Source organism: Bacillus cereus group sp. BfR-BA-01379 (genome assembly GCF_022663605.1).
Taxonomy (GTDB): domain Bacteria; phylum Bacillota; class Bacilli; order Bacillales; family Bacillaceae_G; genus Bacillus_A; species Bacillus_A mobilis.
This window is the reverse complement of the sequence record NZ_JAKUFT010000022.1, coordinates 52,649-69,033: the sequence shown is the minus strand read 5'-3', so window position 1 is coordinate 69,033 and position 16,385 is coordinate 52,649. Positions and strand designations below refer to the sequence as shown.

Here is a 16,385-nt window from a genome sequence, read left to right as displayed (position 1 = left end):
CGAAGGAAGATGTACAGGAGAGCCTGCGTTATGTAGCTGTAGAGAGTGAGCGTTTATTATCACTTGTAGAGGAATTGCTTAAGTCTTCAAAGTATGGGACGAGTACGTTTGAAGTGTCACCTACAGTTGTGAATATAAAGGAATTAGCAGAAGAAGCAGTTTCAATTGTGAAACCTCGCCTGCAGAAATTTGAGATTGAAGTAATAAATGAGTTAACAGATGTACATGTTGTTGCAGATTTCGATAAGACGAAACAGATCTTCTTAAACGTGCTTGATAATGCGATAAAATATAGCGATGCTACGCAAATTCGTATGAATGTAATTGTAAATGAACGTGAGGCGAAGGTTTTTGTCCATGATGATGGCATTGGTATAGATGAAGGTGTGCTTGCAGAGTGGAATGAATCGCCAGAAGGGAAGGTACTTCCTTCTAGTTACGGGAATGGTTACGGTTTGTATATTTGTCAGGAGATTATGAATAAGCAGGGCGGAAGTATGCGAATTGAGAGTAGTGAAGAGGTTGGTACTACAATATTTATTACATTCTTGCTTCCGAGACGGATGGAAGACATAAAAAACTTGAAAGCGGTTAAATGATACATTTATGAAACAATTATGCGGTATTTTCGAAACAACGTTTTTTTATCTTGGAGGTAGGCAGAAATGAAAAGGCTATCATTTCAAATTCTTATGTTTGTTCTTTGTATAATTGTTTCTATTATTTTGTTTTATGTGATGGAGAAGCAAATATATAATCGGATCACAATAGTGAATGACAAACAAACTGTTTTACAAAGAGTGAATGAATCCCTGCCTACTGAAATGAAGGTTAGGCATGAAAAGTGGGGAGAAATTGTTATAACGGATGAAGTTCGTTTGCATACGATTGTTTCATTCTTTGACCGAATTCAAATAGAACCGAGAGAGGCTAAGAATCAAGAACAAGTATTTACTGGAGAAGTAACGTACTTGAATGGACATAAACGTACTTTTGCAGTAGGTGACTTGTTCCAGTACGGGGCTGATATGTACGGAAAGAATGGTACGGACCCAATGATTTCAGCATTTCAAACGTATTTGTTAAGCCTGTATTACACACCAGAACGTATTAGTGATTTTTTTGCGTCAGCACAGGATGTCATAGTACGCCAAGGTGATGTAGAACGTGCGATGAATCTTACGCACATACTTGATTCGATTCGGTACGCAAAGCAAATTACAGATTACGGAGAAATACAGAAATTATTACAATCACAGAATGAACCAATTGCTTATATTACCGCTTATAAAACAGGGAAGCGTATAAAGAATGAGCGAGAAGATATTCTTACTATTTCTGTGTATCCGTCGTACTTTGTTGTGCAATATCTCGGTGATAATAATGGGAATGTTATGTATATGAAAAGCTCCCTCGCAAATGTATTTGTAAAGGAGAATATGTCATGAGAAAGATAGCCTTTTTCTTCTTTTTGCTAGTAATTGGAGGAGCGATGTCTAGTTGCTCTCGAGATACAACCTCTATTAAATATAATAAAAGTGGTCTCCCTATTTTGGATGATCGTCATCTTGTTGCGTATGTAGCAGCTCGTGAGGAAGTTGGTGAAGCTTTGCTTTCATCATTTTGTAAACCACGCGGCTGTACGTATGAATTTATTCGTCTTTCGACAGAAGAACTTCTTCGGAGGGTAGAAGAGGAAGCAGGTAATCCGAAAGCGGATATTATTATTGGTGGTACGGTAGACGCGCATCAAATGATGAAACAAAAAAATCTATCTATTCCCGTTACGAGCCAGCATGGGAATCGTATTTCAAAAACTGTTAAAGATAAAGATGGTTATTGGTACGGTTATGAAGTGGAGAAACTGGCAATTGCGATCAATAAAGAGCGGTGGAATGAAGAAATAGCACCGCTCGGACTTCCTTATCCATCAAGGTGGAAAGATTTGTTAAATACGGTATATAAGGGAAAGGTTGTTATGCCAGATCCAAATGTCTCAGGAACAGCATATACGTTTTTTCAATCACTTATTGATACTGTAGGTGAAGAGGAAGCGAAGGAATATGTTAAGAATCTTGCAGGACAAGTTGGTGAAGTAACGGTGAATGGTTACGTACCGGTCGAGCTTGTTGCGAGCGGTGAGTATATGATAGGCATCAATTTCATGGGAGACCAGAGAATGCTTCAAAAACAAGGCTTTCCAATTGTAAGTATTGTACCTGAGCAAACAGGATTATCTGTTAATGCGATTTCGAAATTAAAACGTGCACCGAATGGTATTATTGCGGATTTATTTATTGATTATTGTTTATCAGAAGAAGCGGTTCACATTTTAGAAAAGGTTTCATTTGGCGTACCAACGATGTTTGCGAAGAACGAGAAAGAAATTGAAGGACAGCCGGTTAGAAGAACAAACAAAAATATATCAAATAGCGGAATAATCGAGATATGGAATAGACAGCGTCTCTCTCAGAAGTGAGAAAAGGAGACGAAAGAATATGTTTAAATGGCTTAAGCCAGCACCTGCAATTGAGAGATTGCCAGCGGATATGATCGACCGTGTATATCGATTACTACGTATTCGTGTATTGATGGGAATTTCAGTTGGGTATGCTGCTTATTATTTAGTTCGTAGTAACTTTACGTTATCAAGTACGTATTTAGTACAAGAATATGGATTTAGTACAGCTGAAATTGGACTACTAGGTTCAATCATGGCAATTGTTTATGGATTTAGTAAGTTCTTTATGGGGAATTTATCAGATAAAGCTTTCGCCCAGCGCTTTATCGCGGTTGGTTTATTCTTATCAGGGCTTGTAAATATTTGTTTTGGTTTTGCATCATCCTTTGGAATGATTGTTACATTACTTGTTCTAAATGGTATTGTACAAGGTATGGGAGCACCACCTTGTAGTATCGTTATGACGAAATGGTTCTCGAAGAAAGAACGTGGTACGAAAACAGGTATTTGGAATATTTCACATAACGTTGGCGGAATGCTTGTGCCACCACTTGTCGGAATTGGTGTAGCTATTTTTGGTGAAAATCATTGGCAAGGCGGCGTGTTTATTTTCCCAGCGATTATCGCAATGGTAATTTCAGTTCTTGTTTGGATTAATGCGAAGGATACACCAGAATCAGAAGGTCTTCCTCCAATTGATGAGTATCGTAATGACTATGAAAATCTTGAAAAAGCAGATAATGCTAACAAGATGTCACCAAAAGAAATTTTAATGAAATATGTAGTAAAGAATAAATTTGTTTGGTTCTTATGTATTGCAAATGCATTTGTGTATTTAATTCGCTTCGGTGTTATTAACTGGGTTCCACTTTATTTAACGACAGTTAAAGGTTTTTCAAAAAATGAAGCACATGCGGCATACGCAATCTTTGAAGGTATGGCAATTCCAAGTTCATTAATCGTTGGTCTTTTAAGTGATAAATTATTTAAAGGAAAACGTATGCCATTATGTATCATTAGTATGGTCGGAGTAGTTATTGGTACGTTCGTATATTGGCAAGCAACTAGCATACTTGTTGTAAGTATTGCAGTTTCTATTATCGGTTGTTTAATTTATGTACCACAGTTCTTAATCGGTTTAAGTGCGATGGAATTAGTACCGAAATTTGCAGTAGGTACGACAGTTGGTATGTGTGGTCTGTTCGGTTATGTAGGCGGAAGTCTTGTAGCAAACGCAGCAATCGGTGTTATTGTTGATCGTTCTGGCTGGGACGGTTGCTTCATCTTACTACTAACAGGTGCAATTTTATCAACAATCTTCTTGTTCATCGTTCAACGTGGACATGAGAGGAACGCTCCTAAAGCGGCATAATATTTTGTTCGAAAAGCTATCCAATTATCATGTTGGATGGCTTTTTTATATTAATATAATCTTTCCTTAAATCTATCTTAAAAGACAATATGTCATATTTCTAATCATTGGAATTTTTGTTACAATATAAATGGATGTGTAAAACTTTGTAAAAAGAATGTAATAATATGTAATTTGTTTTCGGAAAGTTTTATACAATTTTTATATTAAACTATTAAGTTATAAAGGGAGCGAGAAAATGATACCAAATACGGTTCGTACTCCAAACAAGAAGAAGAAATGGATTATTATCGGGGTTATTGCACTAATTGTTATTGTAGCAGCAGTTAATATTTTTATTATGCAAGGTAAGAAGAAGGGAGCATCAACATCTGCTGATGCTGTAAGTTTTGAGAAGGTAACGGAGCGAAAGCTTAATAATACGAAGTTAATTTCTGGTCAGGTGAAGCCTGGGAATATTGAAAGTTTTTATGCAGATCCAACTAAAGGAAAAGTGAAAGATATTGAGGTAAAAGAAGGACAAGAGGTTGAGAAAGGTGCGAAGTTATTCTCTTATGATAATGAAGAGATTAATTTGCAAATGAAGCAAGCTGAGCTTGATCAGAAGATGGCGAATATGCGTTATGATCAAGGGAAGAAGAAGATTGATTCGCTGAAGAAAGAAATTAAGAAAGCAAAAGATAGCGGAGCTGGGAAAGAAGTGACAGATCCGATGGAAGAGCAAGTAAGTGAGTTAGAGATGGCGCAAAAGACAACTGATCTTGAGAAAGAAAAAGGGAAGTTGCAGAAAGAGGAGTTAAGTAAAAAACAGAAAGAACTTACGGTTTATAGTAATTTTACTGGTGTCGTTCAAAAGTTAGATAAAGATGCGGCGCAAAGTTCATCTCAAGCGTTAGGTGGTCAAGGGAAAGCATTTTTACAAGTGGCTTCTAAAGATCCATTCCAAATTCAAGGGACGTTAACTGAGCTTCAAAAGTCACAAATTCAAAAGGATCAAACATTTACTGTAACTGCGAAAGCAAATAATAAGAAGAAGTGGACAGGTAAGATTACAGAGGTAAGTGAATTCCCAACGAGTGCAGAGATGGCTCAAGCTGGTGGTTTGGGTGAAGCGACTCAAAATATGTCCCAATATACATATAAAGCAAGTCTTGATAGTCAAGATGGTTTATCTCCAGGTTATCACGTTTCTCTGCAAGTAAGTTTAGAGAATAAGACGATGATTGCTGTTCCAACTAAGAGTATTGTAGAAAAAGCTGATGATGCATTTGTTTATGTTGAGGATAAAGGAAAGCTTCGTAAACAAAATGTGAAAAAAGGTTCTACTGATGGAGACTGGACAGAGGTTGTGGAAGGCGTAACAGTGGGGCAAAAGGTGGTTAAAAATCCTTCCGACGATGTGTATGACGGAATGGAAGTGAAAGAGAAATGATTACGTTAAATAATATTGCTAAAACGTATTATCAAGGAAAATTGGCAGTGCCGATTTTGCACGGTATTAGTTTAACGATTCAAAGTGGTGAGTTCGTTTCGATTATGGGACCGTCTGGTTCTGGTAAATCAACGCTTATGAATATTATCGGTTGTTTAGATCGTCCAACAGAAGGCGAATATATGCTGAATGATGTGAATATCTTAACAGCAGACGAGTCAAAGCTTGCTTTAATTCGTAATGAATATATTGGCTTTGTGTTTCAGCACTTTAATTTGCTGCCGCGTCTTTCGGCGGTAGAAAATGTTGAACTTCCGCTCGTATACGGTGGTGTGAAGAAAGCAGAGCGTCGCCAAAGGGCTCTAGAAGCGCTTGGTAAAGTCGGTTTGTCAGATAGGGTTCATCATTTGCCGAATGAATTATCAGGTGGACAGAAGCAGCGTGTAGCGATTGCAAGATCGATTGCGAATAACCCAACGTTCATTATGGCCGATGAGCCAACTGGTGCGCTTGATACGAAGTCTGGTGAGCAAGTTATGGATATTTTCACGAAGCTAAATGCAGAAGGTACGACGATTGTTATGGTTACGCATGAAGAGGAAGTAGCAGCGTATTCTTCCCGTCGCATTGTACTGCGAGATGGGAAAATTACAGAAGATAGAAGGTGTGCGGTATGAGTTTACTAGATAGCATAAAAATTGCCCTATCTTCTATTTTAGCTCATAAACTGCGTTCAGCTCTTACGATGCTCGGTATTATTATCGGTGTTGGTTCTATTATTACTGTCGTTGCAATTGGGCAAGGTGGGGAAGCGATGCTGAAGTCGAAATTCGCAGGTTCTGGTGGTAATAACCTTATGCCAATTCAATTTAAACCAGATATGAATGATGAGTTTGCTATAGGCGGATTTGAAATACCGAAGTTAACAGAAGAGGATATTATGGAAGTAAAACAGGTGAAAAATGTTTCACATGTTATTACGACAAATTCGACAACAGAGATATTGGATGTAAATGATAAAAAAGCAAATCTGAATGTTATTGGTCTTGATAATGAATATTTTGCGGTTAATAAAGTAAAGGTCGTAAAGGGACGTACTTTAGGTGAATCAGATATTTCTCATGCAAATAACGTTGTGATGATTAGTACAAAAACAGAGGAGACGCTATTTAAGGACGTAAACCCAGTTGGACAAATTATTGAGATGAAGGGGCAACCGATGCAAATTATTGGTGTGTATACATCTGATAATGAGTTTATGGGATTTGAAATGGAAGAAGCGTTAATCCCCCTTACATTATGGCCTGTTTTATTCGGAACAGATGATATTCAAAATATCGCAATTCAAGCTAAAAATGTAGACGATTTAGAAGCAGCTGGGAAACAAGCTGTTGATGTATTAAATAGTCGTAAGCCAAGTGAAATTTCAGGTAAATATGAACTGGTGAATTTAAAAGAATTACAAGAAAATGTTTCTAAAGTCACTAGCATCATGACGATGATCATCGGCGGTATTGCGGGTATTTCATTAGTCGTTGGTGGTATCGGCGTTATGAACATTATGCTTGTATCTGTAACGGAGCGTACGCGCGAAATTGGGATACGTAAAGCACTTGGGGCAACACGTAGTAAAATTTTATTACAGTTTTTAATTGAAGCAGTCATGTTAACGCTGCTAGGTGGTTTAATTGGAATTGGTCTTGGATATGGCGGGGCATATATCGTTTCCACATTTGCGAAATGGCCACCACTCGTTTCATGGGAAGTTGTCGTTGGAGGCGTACTGTTCTCTATGACACTCGGTATTATTTTCGGATTAATTCCAGCGAATAAAGCCGCGAAATTAGATCCAATTGAAGCATTACGTTATGAATAATTAATAGTGTAGTAGAACTACACATTACCGTTCTAGTGGGCGGTTCGTAGCCTCATATGAGGAAGTGAACCGCCCGTTAGAACGGGTTATATAAATAGAAGGAGGCGTTATAATGGAAGCGAATTTGAATACACAAAAAGTAGGCGGAGAGAAGCCATCATTATTGGGGATGATTACCTCTCCTGGTTTACAGTTTGAGAGAATGAAGACGAGCGAGAAAGTTTGGGGTATGTTCTTCTTAATGGCGCTATTACAAGGGCTGTTAAGTGCTTTTACTACATACGTTACAAATACGTCACCTGAGATGGTGAAAATAAAAAAAGAACTAGGTGAATTTGCAGGACAGAGTTCACTGACATCCGACGTTATTTACGGCATTGTGTCTGGTACTATAGGTGGTATGCTGGCAACATTCGTTGTTGCAGCTATTTATAAAGTGTTTATGATGTTCTATGGGAATGATACCTCTTATAAAAAATTAGTAACGATTATTGTATATGCGAACATTGTTGTTATTATTGGTGGATTTATTAATGGTATTATAGCTTTAATTTTAGGTGTTGCACCAACTGCATATACAAGCTTAGGACCACTATTTGAGGAAGGTTCAGTTGCTTATGGAATAGGGAGTTCGATTGAAGTATTTTATTTATGGAATATCGTTTTAATTTGGTTAGGACTGCAAATTACAGCAGGAGTAAGTAAAGTAAAAGCAGCGATTCCAATTATCGTTTTATTCATCATTAAAGCGTTATTCTTAGCAGCGATTGTTATGTTAATTGCGGCATTCTTACCAAATATGCCAGTATAAATAAGGGGGCGTTATAATGGAAACGAATATTAATACGCAAGATGTAGGGTCTAAAAAGCCATCGTTATTAGGGATGATTACATCTCCAGGTGAACAGTTTGAGAGAATGAAGACTAGTAATGCAGTTTGGGGTGCGTTTTGGATACTTGTTTTACTAGGTGGATTGGTTGGTGGATTTGCTGCTTATGTATATTCTCTGACACCTGAAGCTATTAAGCTTAATAAGGAATTAGGTGTTACTGTTTCAGCTGGAATGACATATGGTATGGGATTCGGTGTAGGTGCTCTTGGTATGGGATTTGGTTTCCTATTGGGAGCTGTGGTGTATAAAGTATTAATGATGTTTATGAGCAATGATACTTCTTATAAAAAATTATTGGCAATTACTGTGTATTCAAGTGTTATTTCGTTACTTGGTTTATTAATCAATACGATTTTGGCATATATTTTAGGTGGATCGGGTCAGGAAATGTACACTGGTTTAGGACCAGTTTTTTCCACAAGTAGTGGTGTTGTAAAAGGTATTGTAAGTAAATTCGAGGTGTTTACAATTTGGGGATACGTAGTTACATGGCTAGGTCTTCAAATTACAGCTGGTTTAACTAAAAAGCAGGCAACAATTATTACTATTGTTTTCTTTGTCTTAGCTCTTGGATTAGGCGCTTTACAAGGAATGTTCCAATAATAGCGGTACTTTAAGTTGCTAGAAAGAAATGCAACAATTATAAAAATAATTGCTGCATTTTTGTTATAAGGAGTAGATGCATATGTTTAAGAAATTATTAGCAAATTTTTTGTTCATGTTAGTTGTATTATTGTTAGCGGTAGAATATATGCCGAATAAGAATCCTTATATATTTGTTGGAGTTATAAGTTGTATTTTAGCTACAGGTCTATATGCAATCGATAGATCCCTCAAACGTATAACTGCAGAATAGTATAAATCGAAAATTTATAAACAAGAGGTTCCTTCTCATGTATAGAGGGAATCTTTTTTATTTTTACCCTTATTTCAAATACAACCAGCAAAATTTGAAATTCTGCTTCGTGTAATTTAAAATTTCAGCGGTAGTATTTGAAATTACTCACAGTGAAATCCCTTATTTATTTTTATATTGTGGAGGTACCGGCGGAATAACAAAGAGGTATACCTTTTATAAGTGGGTACTGCGTGAAACCAGCAACTTTTAAAGAGGCGGTTGTTTTGTATGAAGGTATGATTGTGAATCAAATCAAGAAGTTGGGTATTTACCAAGATCATGAAGAGTATTATCAATGTGGTTTAATTGGTCTTTGGTATGCGTATGAAAGATTTGATGCGGAGAAAGGAAGTTTCCCAGCATATGCAGTTGTAACGGTGCGTGGTTATATATTAGAAAGATTGAAGAAAGAATCTACTGTGAAAGAAAGATATGTATGTGTAGGAGAGTATGAGGATATCTTCCATTTTGAAGATATTGAAATGAAAGCGAAGGATTTTATGAGTGTGTTAGATGAAAAGGAGAAGTATATTATTTTTGAACGATTTTTTGTAGGGAAAACGATGGGAGAAATCGCTAGCGAGATGGAAATGACCTATTATCAAGTGAGGTGGGTGTATCGGCAAGCACTTGAGAAAATGCGAAATAGCTTAAGAGGATAAACATTATAAGAAGAATGGAAGGCAAGGCAAGGGATATTACTTTCCATTCTTCTTATTCTGTTAAGGTAGTAAATGTGATAAGAGGTTTTTAAATTGTAGTGAATCTTGCATGTTCATACGTGATAATACGTATCCAGCTTTTAATAATTGCTGTTTTAACTTATGGGGACTGATATGTATTGTTGTAGTAGTGCCATTTGAGAAATGAATGTTAGCTTTTTTACTCTTTTTGAAAAATTCTATGTCATCTATATGGTTATAAAATAGCCATATACAGTTTGGAGAAGAAGGAGATTCTGTCGGGAAAGCACAAATATATTCTCGGTGATTAATCGGAATTGGGACATTTTGTTTAAATTTAAAGTTTGTTTGGACTGCATTACGTCTGCCTTGATAAGTAGAGTGAACATTGGTTAGACAAGATTGCTTGATGAGTTGGAGAGCAGTTTGACAGGAGTAAAGATGGTTCCCGCTACTGTCGATAATTTTGGTGTGATAATAAGGGTGCTTGTAAGGCTCCAGCATCATTGTAGAATTAGAAATAATAATATCATTTTCTTCATTCATAAATTTGATTCCTCCCTTATAAATGATAGTAATACCAAATATAATTATATACGAATTAAGTAAATTGATTGTTAATATTCTGTTTCATATTGTAAATTGTGGTTATTCGTTTACAATCAATAGATGATAGTCTTTCTAATTTGCATCGCTTGTACATATATATGAAAATAGAAAAGAGTAGGCGGTGAGATAGTATGAAGAAAAAGTATATTATTATGGCTCTAGTTGTTGTTCTTCTAGTATATTTAGCAAATAGTAATCCGAGTAAAGGTGAATATACGGACTGGGCAGCAAAGCAGTTTATGAAACGTAATGATGTGAGTAAGAAGCTAGACGAGGTTCAAAAGGAAAATGAAGAGGGTCTCCTTGGCGATTTAGCATCGGCTGGTAAGAAGTTGGCGAAAAAATATGTTGAGCCACAAGTTGGATTATTAATCGAGAATTATACAAAGCGAAATGATTATATTTTCTTCTCAACATATACGACCGAGTTTGATATAGGCGGAGAACACTATAAATATGTTTGCGTCGGTTTTTCAAAAATCTTTATTCCGATTGAAATGCCGAAGAAAAAAGACGAATCTGCAAAATGATGCAGATTCGTCTTTTTGTTTATAAGGTAATGGGAACTTCAGATACATTCCTTTCTATAAGACGGGCTCCTTTTTTTCGAGTATTATCATTAATTGATGAAAATACAGATGAGGCAAGGATCGTATCCATTACTTGATTTACGACTTGTGCATCGACGGGTGTGATAGGTTGCTCGATAGAAAAAACAACTGTTTTTCCATCTTCTTTCGTGAAAATTAATTCTAGTACTTGCATACGTTATTTCCTCCTTTTTATTTATCCCGTTAGGCAGGGCCGATTGATGTTGCTTTATAATCAGCGGGGGATGAACACCCCACTGATTAAAGTTTCACCTTATAGGTTAGAAAGATCTGATGTGCTAACGAGTTGTATAGCGTGAAGCGGTGATGCTTGTAAAGAAGCGAGAGCACGTGCTACGTTTTGTATTTGCTCTAAGTTTGCGTTTGTTTTAACACGCTTAAATTGTTTGTGCTTAAAGGCTGTTTTTCCGCTCTTATCTAATCCACTGTTTAAGACAAGACGTAAAGTTAAGTCCATTACGATTGTTTCGACTGCCATGTTTATCACCTCCTTTCACTTTATAAATAGGGTGCAAATGTCATGTTTTGGCGTGAAATTTATTCTTTTTTTTGGTACGCTTAAAAGACTAAGAGAGGGGTTTCGGAAGAATGAATCGTAAATGGTTATTTTGGATTCCAGTTTTACTATGGATGGGGTTGATTTTCTATTCCTCGGCACAACCATATAAAAACCAGGATATGCGTTCGGATATTGAACAATGTGTAAATGTTGAGTTTGTGAAAGAGCATTTCTCATGGGTATCTATCGATTATGGCGGTGGTACACCTGTTAGCATTGCAAATAAAGGTGTAGGCGGATTTATTGAGTTTTTCCTTCGTAAAGGTGCTCATTTTATGGTGTTCTTTATGCTTGGTTCATTGACGTATTATGCTTTTCATCGATCGGGTTATTCGAGAAAAAGGTGCTTTATATACGCTCTTCTTTTCGTTGCGGGATATGCAACATTTGATGAAATTCATCAATGGACTACGGGAGATCGTACACCGATGTGGCAAGATTCATTACTGGATACGTGCGGCGGATTAACAGGGATTCTAATAAGTAATTGGTTTTGGAATAGAAAAAGGAGCTAATCTTTTGAGATTAGCTCCTTTTGTTTATACACCAAGTAAGTCTTTTAGCTCGTCTGTAGATAGTTCGGTCATCCAACTATCGCTTGTAATGACGGCGTTGTTTAGTGATTGTTTTCTTTCTAACATTTCATCAATTTTTTCTTCGAGTGTCCCCGTTGTAATCAGTTTATGAACGTGAACGAAGCGTTTTTGACCAATACGATATGCGCGGTCTGTTGCTTGGTTTTCTACAGCTGGATTCCACCAACGGTCGTAGTGAATGACATGGTTGGCAGCGGTTAAGTTTAAGCCAGTTCCACCTGCTTTTAACGATAAGATGAAAATGTCATACGTTCCGTTTTGGAACTGCTCGATCATTTTGTCACGTTCCTTCTTCGGTACACTACCGTTTAAGAAGAGGACGCGCTGACCGAAATGTTCTTCTAACACATTTTTTAGCATGTTCCCCATACCGATGTATTGTGTGAAGATTAAACAACTTTCATTTTGATCTTTTATATTTTCAATGAGTTCCATTAGCGTGCTCGTTTTCATGGAACGTTCGATGATGTCTTTTGGTTCTGTTTCTTTTAAATAAAGAGCAGGGTGATTACAAATTTGTTTGAGCTTGTTTAGCATTAGTAATATAAATCCGCGTCTTTCAATCCCACTTAATCCTTCAACATTTTGCAATGTATCTTGAACAAGTTGTTCATATAAGGAAGCTTGTTCACCAGTAAGTGGGCAGTAAGCTTTCTGTTCTTGTTTATCTGGTAAGTTTAATGCGACGGTTTGATCTTTCTTCGTTCGGCGCAGTAAAAATGGTGAGATAAAACGTTGAACTTGTTGGATTTTTCCTTCGTCACGGTCTTTTTCAATCGGTGAGACGAAGCGGCGCTGGAATTGTCCTAAGCTGCCGAGATACCCATGATTGATGAAGTCGAAAATAGACCAAAGTTCGGCAAGTCGGTTTTCCATAGGTGTACCGGTTAAAGCGATTTTGTGATTTGCTGGCAAGTTTCGTACTGCTTTCGACTGTTTCGTATGTGGGTTTTTAATATTTTGCGCTTCATCCAAAATAACAGCATCCCAGCATAACGTACTAAGTTCTTCTTCATCAAGCTGAGCCAATGCGTAAGATGTTAATACAACATCTGCTGATTGAAGGAAGTCTTTAAATGATTCGCCTTTCGCTCGGTTACTTCCATAATGTAACTGAACACGTAAATTTGGCGCGAAACGCTCAAATTCTTTTTGCCAATTTCCAAGAACAGATGTCGGTGCCACGATTAAGGCAGGTCCTGTTTGGAGATTGTTTTCTTTTATATATAGTAAGTAAGTGATCGTTTGAATACTTTTTCCAAGTCCCATGTCGTCAGCTAATAATGCGCCGAATCCAAGCTTTCTTAAATATAATAACCACTCAATGCCGTGTTGTTGATATGGACGGAGTGTTGCGTTTAGTGCAGAAGGAACATCTACTTTTGGAATATCTCCAATGTGCAATAGTTTTTGGAATAGCTCTTCATAATATCCATCTAGTTCGATTTCAATATCGGTAAATGGACTATCTTCTTCTACAATTTCTGCCTCAGCAGTGTTTGATAAATGTTGCTGAAGGACATCTTTCATTTCGAGTCCATATTTATCGGCACGGTTCATGAGCTTTCGCACTTCTTCAATAAAGGCTGGGTCCAGTCTCATCCATTGACCATTTATATTGAATAATCGTTTGTTTTGCTCAACGAGCTCGAAAAATTCGCTTTCTGATAAATCAATGCCGTTCGTTGAAATGCGCCAGTCAAAATTAACGAGCGTATTCATACCGAAGAAAGATTGCGTTTGCGTAGCGTTTTGCTTCAGTTGTACACGTAATTTTGGTTTTGTTGCTTTTAAATTTTGCCACCATGATGGTAATAAAATCGTAATACCTGCAGCGAGTAATTCGTTACTTGCTTCTGTTAAGAAGTTCCATGCTTCCGTTTCAAAGAGCTCACTTCGGAATGTCTCGTCTTCTTTTAACCACGGTACGAGCTTACTGAAGCCTTCTTGTGTTTCAAGAATACGCTCTTCATAATCGTGCCATCGTTTTGGTAAAGAATCGATACTTTCATATACATATATGCGATGTGCCCCGCGCTTTGGTGTAACAATTGTTTCAAGCTTCCACATTTCAAATTCTTCTTGTGGCTCTTGTAGCCGTAGTCCGATTGTAAAGGGAAGGTCGTCTTCAATGTAACCAATTTTTCGAAGCCAATCTTCTTCATGTAGTGCTGCATCCAATTGTCTTTTCGTAAAGTCGTAATGTTCATAAAGTCTCTTGGCATCTTCCCATCCGTCGTTCGAACGGTTATCTTGTAATATGCTTTCATTTACCGCAGTCGAGAAAAGAGATGCCAATGTGTCATCTTCGATTGGGGTATTTTGAACTTTCCAAGATGGTTGCTGAGACCAACGCTCCATATCAGGTACGAAATTACCGCTGATGAAGGCATCCCATAATTCGTTCGCATCTTCTGTAAGTGCTGTAATAGGGCCGTTCATTTGAATATGGGCAAAGGAGTTCATCGGTTTATTAGCGATGTATTCAAATGCTTGTGCGCTTGTTAGCATAACACCTTGTTTTCCTTCAAAGGTTGCTTCTTTTAGAAACGTGCCGTAGAAGGAAGTGGAGTGCCATGTAAATGCATTTCGTTTCCAAATTGTTACGGATAAGGGAGTACCGCTGTCATCTTCTCCCCAAAGGAACCAACCTTGACTAACGTGCTGGAGCCTAATTGTTACTTCAGTTTGATTGATCATCGATTAATTTTCCTTTCCGTAATTCCTCTTGTAGTGCACGCAGACGTGAATGTAAGTTTGCGATGTGAATAATGAAAGCATCCCATTCATCAGTGCGCTTCAATCGTTTATATAATGTACGTAATTTCTTTAAGTAACGAACTGCACGTCTATATGATTTACGATTTCGCTCTTCAATGGCCTCGGTAGCAGCAAGGTGATAAAGAGGAAGGGCCGCTTCTGGATCTTCTTTTTCAATATCTTTCAGAGGCTCTTTCAAAAGTTCAATGGCTTCAAATCCATGTAAGAGCTGAAGTTCTGCCCATGTACGATATTGCTTTTTCGCGAGTACGTATTGCTCATAGTTTGCGAAACTATATGGTAATAGCTCTTGCAAAATCATTTCGAGTCCGGCTTGTTCATTTGTATGAGTTGCATACGTTTCATACATGATGACAAATAAGCGAACGATATCTTTTATGAAAATTGTATTTTCGTGCTCATGTATCGTTTTCTTCACTTGCTTATACGTAAAGGAAAGCCAGTTTTTTGCACGATCCCACCGCATTGCATTTAATAGCTCTTCTAACCAATAGAAGTACAGGCTGACAACAGAAGCAGGCTGTTTCTTGAGTAAGTTCATTGCTAATAGGTCTTCGTCATTTAAAAAGAGTAGATGAGAAGATGCTAATGCTTTGGAAAGTGGATTGATTTTCGTATTGATTCGCTTTTCTTCTTCCTGCAGTTGCTCTTTCTTGTGTAAGAGTTCACTCCATATGTGACGATAAATAAAAAATCTCTCTTGCGTATAGGCGTCGGTGGAGAAGAATACTTCGTGAACGAGACGAGCTGTTTCGTGCAAAATTGCGTCAGACTCTGGAGGAATCGCTTCTGATTGTAAGTCCCGAACGATGGATTCCACTTTATCTACAAATAAGCGAACGACGTTAACAGGCTGGTGATAAGAATACGTTTTATTTGCTTCGAAGTCCTGAATCTCTTCTAGTAATTTTTGAAAGCAATAAAGCGCTGCATGTAGCCTGAACAATTCATGTATCGCAACAATGCGCGGAGCTTTCCGCTCGAGTTTCGTATAGAAGTCCGTAAAAATACTCATAAGAAAATACATTTGTTTATAAGTAAGCCGAGCTTGTTCTTTTTTAAATGATTCATATTCGTTATCAAAATATGAGTGCCAACTTTTATAATCCGTTTCTTCAAAAGCTGATGATTGCAACACTTGTCTTGCAGTTCGAATAGGAGGAAGGGAAGGTTTCGTATTATTTTTAAATAAAGTTAATACATCTCCTACTTGCCCGAAACTCGACGCTGCAGATAATAACACAGCGAGCATATGCTCACATTGTGTTGGTGCAAAGCAATCACAATAGCTTTCAGCGACGTTACGAATTGGGATATGGACGCTATATACGCTGCCTTCAGCATCTACAGTTCCTGATAGTGTATAACCATCAAAGTCAACGTTGTAGACAACGCCACTACGATATAGGTGCCGAGCTGTAGCGACATGTTCCTGATCAGCTGTTTGCTGTGGATCTAGTCCTTGAACGAACTCATTCGCAATCATCATAATTTCATCTTTTGTAATTGAGTGTTGCAGCATAATATTCCTCCGTACACATATTTCTTTCCTTTACCATTATAAACAAAAAATGCTCAAAACAGAAAAAATGAAATTTGGATTACATAAATTGA

General features: G+C 37.4%; 18 protein-coding genes. 13 read left to right on the top strand and 5 right to left on the bottom strand.

What is annotated here, in order from left to right; translation table 11 throughout:
* The 11 genes from MR113_RS11115 to MR113_RS11065 form a co-directional block, all read left to right on the top strand.
* Positions 1-599, top strand: a 599-nt coding sequence (locus tag MR113_RS11115) for a sensor histidine kinase (protein ID WP_242254212.1), incomplete at its 5' end; no start/stop codon positions are given.
* Positions 600-665: 66 nt separating this feature from the next.
* Complete coding sequence (locus MR113_RS11110; protein ID WP_242254211.1) at positions 666-1,448, top strand: DUF3919 family protein; 783 nt, start codon at positions 666-668, stop codon at positions 1,446-1,448.
* A complete protein-coding gene (locus tag MR113_RS11105; RefSeq protein WP_242254210.1) occupies positions 1,445-2,479 on the top strand; it encodes an ABC transporter substrate-binding protein in 1,035 nt (344 codons plus the stop codon). The genes MR113_RS11110 and MR113_RS11105 overlap by 4 nt, the downstream gene beginning before the upstream one ends.
* Before the next feature lie 19 nt (positions 2,480-2,498).
* Positions 2,499-3,833 (top strand): MFS transporter, encoded by a 1,335-nt coding sequence (gene pgtP / locus MR113_RS11100; RefSeq protein ID WP_131931226.1) that lies wholly within the window; start codon positions 2,499-2,501, stop codon positions 3,831-3,833.
* Positions 3,834-4,071: 238 nt separating this feature from the next.
* Complete coding sequence (locus tag MR113_RS11095) at positions 4,072-5,265, top strand: efflux RND transporter periplasmic adaptor subunit (protein ID WP_242254209.1); 1,194 nt, start codon at positions 4,072-4,074, stop codon at positions 5,263-5,265.
* Complete coding sequence (locus MR113_RS11090) at positions 5,262-5,942, top strand: ABC transporter ATP-binding protein (RefSeq protein WP_000631628.1); 681 nt, start codon at positions 5,262-5,264, stop codon at positions 5,940-5,942. Before MR113_RS11095 ends, MR113_RS11090 begins: the two co-directional genes overlap by 4 nt.
* Complete coding sequence (locus MR113_RS11085) at positions 5,939-7,141, top strand: ABC transporter permease (RefSeq protein WP_242254208.1); 1,203 nt, start codon at positions 5,939-5,941, stop codon at positions 7,139-7,141. Before MR113_RS11090 ends, MR113_RS11085 begins: the two co-directional genes overlap by 4 nt.
* Positions 7,142-7,253: 112 nt before the next feature.
* Positions 7,254-7,952, top strand: a complete 699-nt coding sequence (yknW, locus tag MR113_RS11080) for a YknW family membrane protein (RefSeq protein ID WP_242254207.1) — start codon at positions 7,254-7,256, stop codon at positions 7,950-7,952.
* A gap of 16 nt (positions 7,953-7,968) precedes the next feature.
* The gene (gene yknW, locus MR113_RS11075) at positions 7,969-8,637 is read left to right on the top strand and encodes a YknW family membrane protein (protein ID WP_242254203.1); all 669 of its coding nucleotides are present in this window, start codon (positions 7,969-7,971) and stop codon (positions 8,635-8,637) included.
* Positions 8,638-8,719: 82 nt separating this feature from the next.
* A complete protein-coding gene (locus MR113_RS11070) occupies positions 8,720-8,890 on the top strand; it encodes a hypothetical protein (RefSeq protein ID WP_242254200.1) in 171 nt (56 codons plus the stop codon).
* 233 nt (positions 8,891-9,123) lie between these two features.
* Positions 9,124-9,594, top strand: coding sequence for a sigma-70 family RNA polymerase sigma factor (locus MR113_RS11065; RefSeq protein WP_242254198.1), 471 nt, complete (start codon positions 9,124-9,126; stop codon positions 9,592-9,594).
* Positions 9,595-9,654: 60 nt separating this feature from the next.
* Here MR113_RS11065 and MR113_RS11060 read toward each other — a convergent pair whose 3' ends face one another.
* The gene (locus MR113_RS11060) at positions 9,655-10,161 is read right to left on the bottom strand and encodes a competence protein ComK (protein WP_242254197.1); all 507 of its coding nucleotides are present in this window, start codon (positions 10,159-10,161) and stop codon (positions 9,655-9,657) included.
* Positions 10,162-10,355: 194 nt separating this feature from the next.
* Here MR113_RS11060 and MR113_RS11055 point away from each other — a divergent pair, with 194 nt between their 5' ends.
* On the top strand, positions 10,356-10,754 hold the full coding sequence (locus tag MR113_RS11055; protein WP_000731403.1) for a DUF4359 domain-containing protein: 399 nt from the start codon (positions 10,356-10,358) through the stop codon (positions 10,752-10,754).
* 19 nt (positions 10,755-10,773) lie between these two features.
* On the opposite strand, the gene MR113_RS11050 is transcribed toward MR113_RS11055, so the two are convergent.
* Positions 10,774-10,989: a DUF2922 domain-containing protein gene (locus MR113_RS11050; RefSeq protein WP_242254195.1), complete on the bottom strand. Its 216-nt coding sequence runs from the start codon at positions 10,987-10,989 to the stop codon at positions 10,774-10,776.
* Between the two features lie 99 nt (positions 10,990-11,088).
* Positions 11,089-11,313 carry a DUF1659 domain-containing protein gene (locus MR113_RS11045; protein WP_242254193.1) on the bottom strand — a complete coding sequence of 75 codons (225 nt, stop codon included), beginning with the start codon at positions 11,311-11,313 and terminating at the stop codon, positions 11,089-11,091.
* A 110-nt stretch (positions 11,314-11,423) separates the two neighbouring features.
* Here MR113_RS11045 and MR113_RS11040 point away from each other — a divergent pair, with 110 nt between their 5' ends.
* Positions 11,424-11,909: a VanZ family protein gene (locus MR113_RS11040; protein WP_242254191.1), complete on the top strand. Its 486-nt coding sequence runs from the start codon at positions 11,424-11,426 to the stop codon at positions 11,907-11,909.
* A 24-nt stretch (positions 11,910-11,933) separates the two neighbouring features.
* Here MR113_RS11040 and MR113_RS11035 read toward each other — a convergent pair whose 3' ends face one another.
* Positions 11,934-14,690, bottom strand: coding sequence for a DEAD/DEAH box helicase (locus MR113_RS11035; protein WP_242254189.1), 2,757 nt, complete (start codon positions 14,688-14,690; stop codon positions 11,934-11,936).
* A complete protein-coding gene (locus tag MR113_RS11030) occupies positions 14,674-16,293 on the bottom strand; it encodes an SWIM zinc finger family protein (RefSeq protein WP_242254187.1) in 1,620 nt (539 codons plus the stop codon). The genes MR113_RS11035 and MR113_RS11030 overlap by 17 nt, the downstream gene beginning before the upstream one ends.
* Positions 16,294-16,385 lie beyond the last annotated feature (92 nt).

What these genes read in the sequence shown, in the direction of transcription:
- MR113_RS11090 (WP_000631628.1), top strand. Translation starts at nt 5,262, where the DNA reads ATGATTACGTTAAATAATATTGCTAAAACGTATTATCAAGGAAAATTG.
- MR113_RS11085 (WP_242254208.1), top strand. Translation starts at nt 5,939, where the DNA reads ATGAGTTTACTAGATAGCATAAAAATTGCCCTATCTTCTATTTTAGCT.
- MR113_RS11045 (WP_242254193.1), bottom strand. Translation starts at nt 11,313, where the DNA reads ATGGCAGTCGAAACAATCGTAATGGACTTAACTTTACGTCTTGTCTTA.
- MR113_RS11060 (WP_242254197.1), bottom strand. Translation starts at nt 10,161, where the DNA reads ATGAATGAAGAAAATGATATTATTATTTCTAATTCTACAATGATGCTG.
- MR113_RS11095 (WP_242254209.1), top strand. Translation starts at nt 4,072, where the DNA reads ATGATACCAAATACGGTTCGTACTCCAAACAAGAAGAAGAAATGGATT.
- MR113_RS11070 (WP_242254200.1), top strand. Translation starts at nt 8,720, where the DNA reads ATGTTTAAGAAATTATTAGCAAATTTTTTGTTCATGTTAGTTGTATTA.
- MR113_RS11105 (WP_242254210.1), top strand. Translation starts at nt 1,445, where the DNA reads ATGAGAAAGATAGCCTTTTTCTTCTTTTTGCTAGTAATTGGAGGAGCG.
- yknW (WP_242254203.1), top strand. Translation starts at nt 7,969, where the DNA reads ATGGAAACGAATATTAATACGCAAGATGTAGGGTCTAAAAAGCCATCG.
- yknW (WP_242254207.1), top strand. Translation starts at nt 7,254, where the DNA reads ATGGAAGCGAATTTGAATACACAAAAAGTAGGCGGAGAGAAGCCATCA.
- MR113_RS11030 (WP_242254187.1), bottom strand. Translation starts at nt 16,293, where the DNA reads ATGCTGCAACACTCAATTACAAAAGATGAAATTATGATGATTGCGAAT.
- MR113_RS11050 (WP_242254195.1), bottom strand. Translation starts at nt 10,989, where the DNA reads ATGCAAGTACTAGAATTAATTTTCACGAAAGAAGATGGAAAAACAGTT.
- MR113_RS11040 (WP_242254191.1), top strand. Translation starts at nt 11,424, where the DNA reads ATGAATCGTAAATGGTTATTTTGGATTCCAGTTTTACTATGGATGGGG.
- MR113_RS11055 (WP_000731403.1), top strand. Translation starts at nt 10,356, where the DNA reads ATGAAGAAAAAGTATATTATTATGGCTCTAGTTGTTGTTCTTCTAGTA.
- pgtP (WP_131931226.1), top strand. Translation starts at nt 2,499, where the DNA reads ATGTTTAAATGGCTTAAGCCAGCACCTGCAATTGAGAGATTGCCAGCG.
- MR113_RS11110 (WP_242254211.1), top strand. Translation starts at nt 666, where the DNA reads ATGAAAAGGCTATCATTTCAAATTCTTATGTTTGTTCTTTGTATAATT.
- MR113_RS11035 (WP_242254189.1), bottom strand. Translation starts at nt 14,690, where the DNA reads ATGATCAATCAAACTGAAGTAACAATTAGGCTCCAGCACGTTAGTCAA.